The sequence below is a fragment of the uncultured Agitococcus sp. genome (assembly GCF_937920075.1).
Lineage (GTDB): Bacteria > Pseudomonadota > Gammaproteobacteria > Pseudomonadales > Moraxellaceae > Agitococcus.
On the sequence record NZ_CALETI010000469.1, the window covers coordinates 1 to 3,718 of the forward strand.

8 protein-coding genes are annotated in these 3,718 nt (G+C 40.4%); 2 read left to right on the forward strand and 6 right to left on the reverse strand.

From position 1 onward, the window contains the following. A partial coding sequence (locus tag Q0212_RS15925; protein ID WP_297927332.1) for a hypothetical protein occupies positions 1-279 on the forward strand: 279 nt, incomplete at its 5' end. A gap of 38 nt (positions 280-317) precedes the next feature. Here Q0212_RS15925 and Q0212_RS15930 read toward each other — a convergent pair. From Q0212_RS15930 to Q0212_RS15950, 5 genes are all read right to left on the reverse strand, one after another. Next, positions 318-563, reverse strand: a complete 246-nt coding sequence (locus Q0212_RS15930) for a hypothetical protein (RefSeq protein WP_297927334.1) — start codon at positions 561-563, stop codon at positions 318-320. Between the two features lie 146 nt (positions 564-709). Further along, positions 710-1,003: a NadS family protein gene (gene nadS / locus Q0212_RS15935; protein WP_297927336.1), complete on the reverse strand. Its 294-nt coding sequence runs from the start codon at positions 1,001-1,003 to the stop codon at positions 710-712. Beyond that, positions 993-1,316 (reverse strand): type II toxin-antitoxin system RelE/ParE family toxin, encoded by a 324-nt coding sequence (locus Q0212_RS15940; RefSeq protein ID WP_297927338.1) that lies wholly within the window; start codon positions 1,314-1,316, stop codon positions 993-995. The genes nadS and Q0212_RS15940 overlap by 11 nt, the downstream gene beginning before the upstream one ends. Before the next feature lie 433 nt (positions 1,317-1,749). Continuing rightward, a complete protein-coding gene (locus Q0212_RS15945; RefSeq protein WP_297927340.1) occupies positions 1,750-2,067 on the reverse strand; it encodes a hypothetical protein in 318 nt (105 codons plus the stop codon). Between the two features lie 115 nt (positions 2,068-2,182). Next, entirely contained in the window at positions 2,183-2,326 is a 144-nt protein-coding gene (locus Q0212_RS15950; protein WP_297927342.1) for a hypothetical protein, read from the reverse strand. 284 nt (positions 2,327-2,610) lie between these two features. Here Q0212_RS15950 and Q0212_RS15955 point away from each other — a divergent pair, with 284 nt between their 5' ends. Continuing rightward, positions 2,611-2,787 carry a hypothetical protein gene (locus Q0212_RS15955; RefSeq protein ID WP_297927344.1) on the forward strand — a complete coding sequence of 59 codons (177 nt, stop codon included), beginning with the start codon at positions 2,611-2,613 and terminating at the stop codon, positions 2,785-2,787. Positions 2,788-3,001: 214 nt separating this feature from the next. Here the strand turns inward: Q0212_RS15955 and Q0212_RS15960 are convergent, their stop codons facing one another. Further along, positions 3,002-3,172 (reverse strand): hypothetical protein, encoded by a 171-nt coding sequence (locus tag Q0212_RS15960; RefSeq protein WP_297927345.1) that lies wholly within the window; start codon positions 3,170-3,172, stop codon positions 3,002-3,004. Positions 3,173-3,718 lie beyond the last annotated feature (546 nt).

The following is a 3,718-nucleotide window of genomic DNA, read 5'->3' on the forward strand; positions in this document are numbered from 1 at the left end:
GTTGTAGTCCACAACGTCCTGACCAAGTTCCGCGAAGCCTTTGAGACTTACGGGCCAAATGTTGATAACGTGTGGCTAGAAACCAAAGCTGCGGGCGACATCATTCGTCTGGGCGGCAACGCGGCAGCTTGTTCGTATCTCGTTATCTCGAAAGACCCGCTGTCGGCTAATACGGTATCGCAGGTCGAGACACAGGCTGACTTTGACATGCCGTTTGAGGCTGTTGCTGGTTTGCACAAGCTACCAGCAATACAAACGTGGAACATCCAAAAAACTTAAAAGCACCGTTCATTATATTTTTTTCCTTGAGTAATATTTTACAAATTATTGGTGTTGTCTAAACAAGACTTACACCACAACCTTATATCTTGTCTTATCTCGTTTGACATGGGAATACTCGAAAAACAAGAAAATGTTGTATCCATTAAGGTACTGAAAGATACATGACAAGGAATGCCATCATTTGGCTCTATGCGTACAGTCGCCTCTTGAGAACCATTAGGCACAAATGTAACTTTTAAAGCACCGCCAAAAACACGAGTTAAACACTCAGAGTTAGCCATTTTTCGCCTCCATAAAACCCTAACTACTCGCGTAAGGCGCAAGCACCCTACAGCAAAATAAACAAGAACGCAGTAATCACTGAATTCAAAAATAGCCTCGCAATCGGCTGGGTACTTGTCGCACTTGACGCAAAAGTTAGGGTATTTTAACCCAATGCAGCAAAATCACCTATCACATCAGGTCGTGCATTCAATAAACGTATAAGTGCTGCTGCTGCGCCTGTTGGCGTACGTCTATTTTGTTCCCAATTTTGTAATGTACGAGGACTAACATGCAAACGAAGTGCAAACTCCGCCTGAGAAAGACCCGTCTTTTCACGGACGGCTTTAACATCAGGAATATCCAATACAAAACGGCGACTTGGTTCTGCCTGACCTTTAGCTATGGCAGTCGCCTCTTTTAAACTTTGAGTAAGTTCGTTAAATAAATCAGTGTGCATCTGATAACTCCTTGACGAGTTGGCGCAAAATAGAAATTTCACGGTCAGTTAAATTGTCTTTTGTTGATTTTGGGTAAATCAACAGCATATAAAATATGCCTTTGGCAGACTCCCAATAATAAATCACTCTGACACCACCACTTTTTCCCGTATTGGGTAATGCGTAGCGTAATTTCCGAATACCACCACTGCCCTTTATCATGTCCCCAGAAGTTGGGGATTCCATCATAGAAACTTGTAACTTATGATATTGCTCATCAGGTAGAAGTGCTTGAACTAAGCGTGTAAAGGTTGGCGTTTCGATAAATTCCATCTGCAACTCATGACTTATTTCTATTCAGATAATAATATACGCCAATGGCGCATAAGTCAATATAACTTCAAAAGAACAAACCCTAACTAATCGCGTAAGGTGCAAGCACCCACAACAAAATAAATAAAAACTCAGTAATCACTGTATCTGAAAATTGCCTCGTAAGCGGCTGGGTGCTTGTCACACTTGACGCATGAGTTAGGCATTTAAACATATCAATGATTACTTTCTGCGTTGGAAAAAGGGAATTGGGGCAGCAAGCAAGTTTTCAAGCAAATTTGCTTGCTTATGAATTAAATTTTTACTGCCACATTGCCTACATTCATTTGGCTGAATAATAGCATCACTTTGGTGTTTAATGACAAAGTGCCACCCACACGATAAACATGTTGATTTAACAGCTACTCTCGAGGGAGTTGGCATAAAAAAGAACCTATTTGCTAAAACTGTGGCCACACTCTAAACAGCAATAATTATTTAGAACATTGTCATCTATGACTTCACCAGCTTTTGCACCAAGTAATCCGCCAGCAGTACCGCCTAGAAGTCCGCCTATTATTGCACCAGCAACTCCACCAGCGACAGCACCAACAGGACCTCCAATTAAACCAAGTGCCGCTCCAGCTTCTGCCCCCGCACCTGCACCTGCCATGCCACCTGCCGCGCCTGCACCTCCACCGACAACTGTTCCAGCTCGTTTTCCATGGTTCTTTTTATCAATCTTGTCTGATTTGCATTTTGGACATTGCATTATTTTTCTCCCGAATGATGGTATATTTTGACTTTACCAGTCCAGCTTTAAGCTTATGCACGATTTAGGTAAGTATGCCAACAACAATACGCTTTTTATATTTTAATTAGTGGATTTAAAAACCACCATGCTTCCAAATTTCATTTTCTGGAATGCCAAACTCAATAGATGCTTTTGCTACAGCCTCTTCTTTAGACAGTCCACCCGCAATAAGAATAAGGATTTTAGCGATAATCTCAATCCAAACTAAAATACTCATAAATTTCCCCTAAGCCCATTACTTTATTTAATGTTGGTAGTGTGTAAAACCAACGTGATAATTCTATGTAACCTTTGCGTACCAATGGCTAGAAGGTCTTCATCACGTCAAACTTATGCACTACCTTAATGTTTAACTGTTTCAATGGGCTTAAAACAGCCTAACAAATAATTAACTGGCACAACCTAACAAAAGCAGACCTTAGATGCTGTATGGGGTTGTGTCCAGTTGAATTGGCAGTTATGCGGCATAGTGTTTAATTAAAGAAGTGCGGAGAGTTGAAAATGTACATTGTACGATTAGAGGTTGGTGTTTGGTTGGCTGAGGGTGCAGGCGACCCATCACGAACAACATTAGAACCTAATGCAAAACTTTTTAATAAGTTTACAGAAGCAAAAGCGGCATTAAAACTGGCAAGAGTTTTTAGACCTTTTGTTAATGCGCGAATTATTGAAGTTTAAGACTGACGCATAACAACATATTAAGCGGTAAAACCCAAACAGTAAGCCGCAAAAGCATGGGGTTTTATCCGCTTGAATATAGAGTTATGCGGCACACTGTATGGGGTGGTTATGAGTAGTATTTTAGAAGTTTTAGTGTTTATATCTGTAATCTTGCTTTTTGTTGGTGCTGTTTGTTTTGGTGTTTTTGTTTACTTAAATACACTAGAGCAGTTTAAATGGTACAGGCGTTGGCGTGGTGGTCGGTGGGAATGTTGGTATGTTGACCCCTGCAAAAGCATGATATGGCATGAAATAAAGAAAGGCGAACAAGGCTACCCAAACAGGCCGCCATGTTGTTTTGGTACTCCGATAATTGAGGAATACCCATACAGAGATGACGCATAACTATTCGCGTAAGGCGTAACACCCCCACAACAAACTAAAACCTGAGATTGACTCAGAAAACTAAAAAATATCACCGTAAGCGGCTGGGGTGTTATCGCACTTGACGCAGAAGTTAGAAAGTGCAACGCTTAAACAGCCTTAACCAACGATGAACGAACCAAAAACATAAACCAAAAGCCACTTAAAAACAATCGAAAACAGCTAGAAACAAAAAGAAATTTTTAAACGCATTTAAACGAAAACAGTCGATTGGGTTTAACTTAAAAAACTCCGATTTCTGCCCTACTCAAGCCCAAACCGATAAAACTTAAAAACGCTGACAGTTAAATTTTTAACTAATAAAATCAATCAGATGATTTGAAAAAAGAGCCGAAACTCAGGTAAAAGTACACAGCGTTTCGACACTGACAAATCAACAAAGCGTTAAAACTTTCTATTTTTTCGCACTGGTGCAAAGCTCAAGTTTTCGGTTCGGCGTTTCAGGCTTTGTGCCAAAAACTCAAATTTTCGCCCTTGAAATAAGACTAAAAAACAAAGCACTGAC

Coding starts and splice junctions, on each gene's coding strand:
- Q0212_RS15960 (WP_297927345.1), bottom strand. CDS start 3,172: ATGCGTCATCTCTGTATGGGTATTCCTCAATTATCGGAGTACCAAAAC.
- Q0212_RS15955 (WP_297927344.1), top strand. CDS start 2,611: ATGTACATTGTACGATTAGAGGTTGGTGTTTGGTTGGCTGAGGGTGCA.
- Q0212_RS15950 (WP_297927342.1), bottom strand. CDS start 2,326: ATGAGTATTTTAGTTTGGATTGAGATTATCGCTAAAATCCTTATTCTT.
- Q0212_RS15940 (WP_297927338.1), bottom strand. CDS start 1,316: ATGGAATTTATCGAAACGCCAACCTTTACACGCTTAGTTCAAGCACTT.
- Q0212_RS15945 (WP_297927340.1), bottom strand. CDS start 2,067: ATGCAATGTCCAAAATGCAAATCAGACAAGATTGATAAAAAGAACCAT.
- Q0212_RS15930 (WP_297927334.1), bottom strand. CDS start 563: ATGGCTAACTCTGAGTGTTTAACTCGTGTTTTTGGCGGTGCTTTAAAA.
- nadS (WP_297927336.1), bottom strand. CDS start 1,003: ATGCACACTGATTTATTTAACGAACTTACTCAAAGTTTAAAAGAGGCG.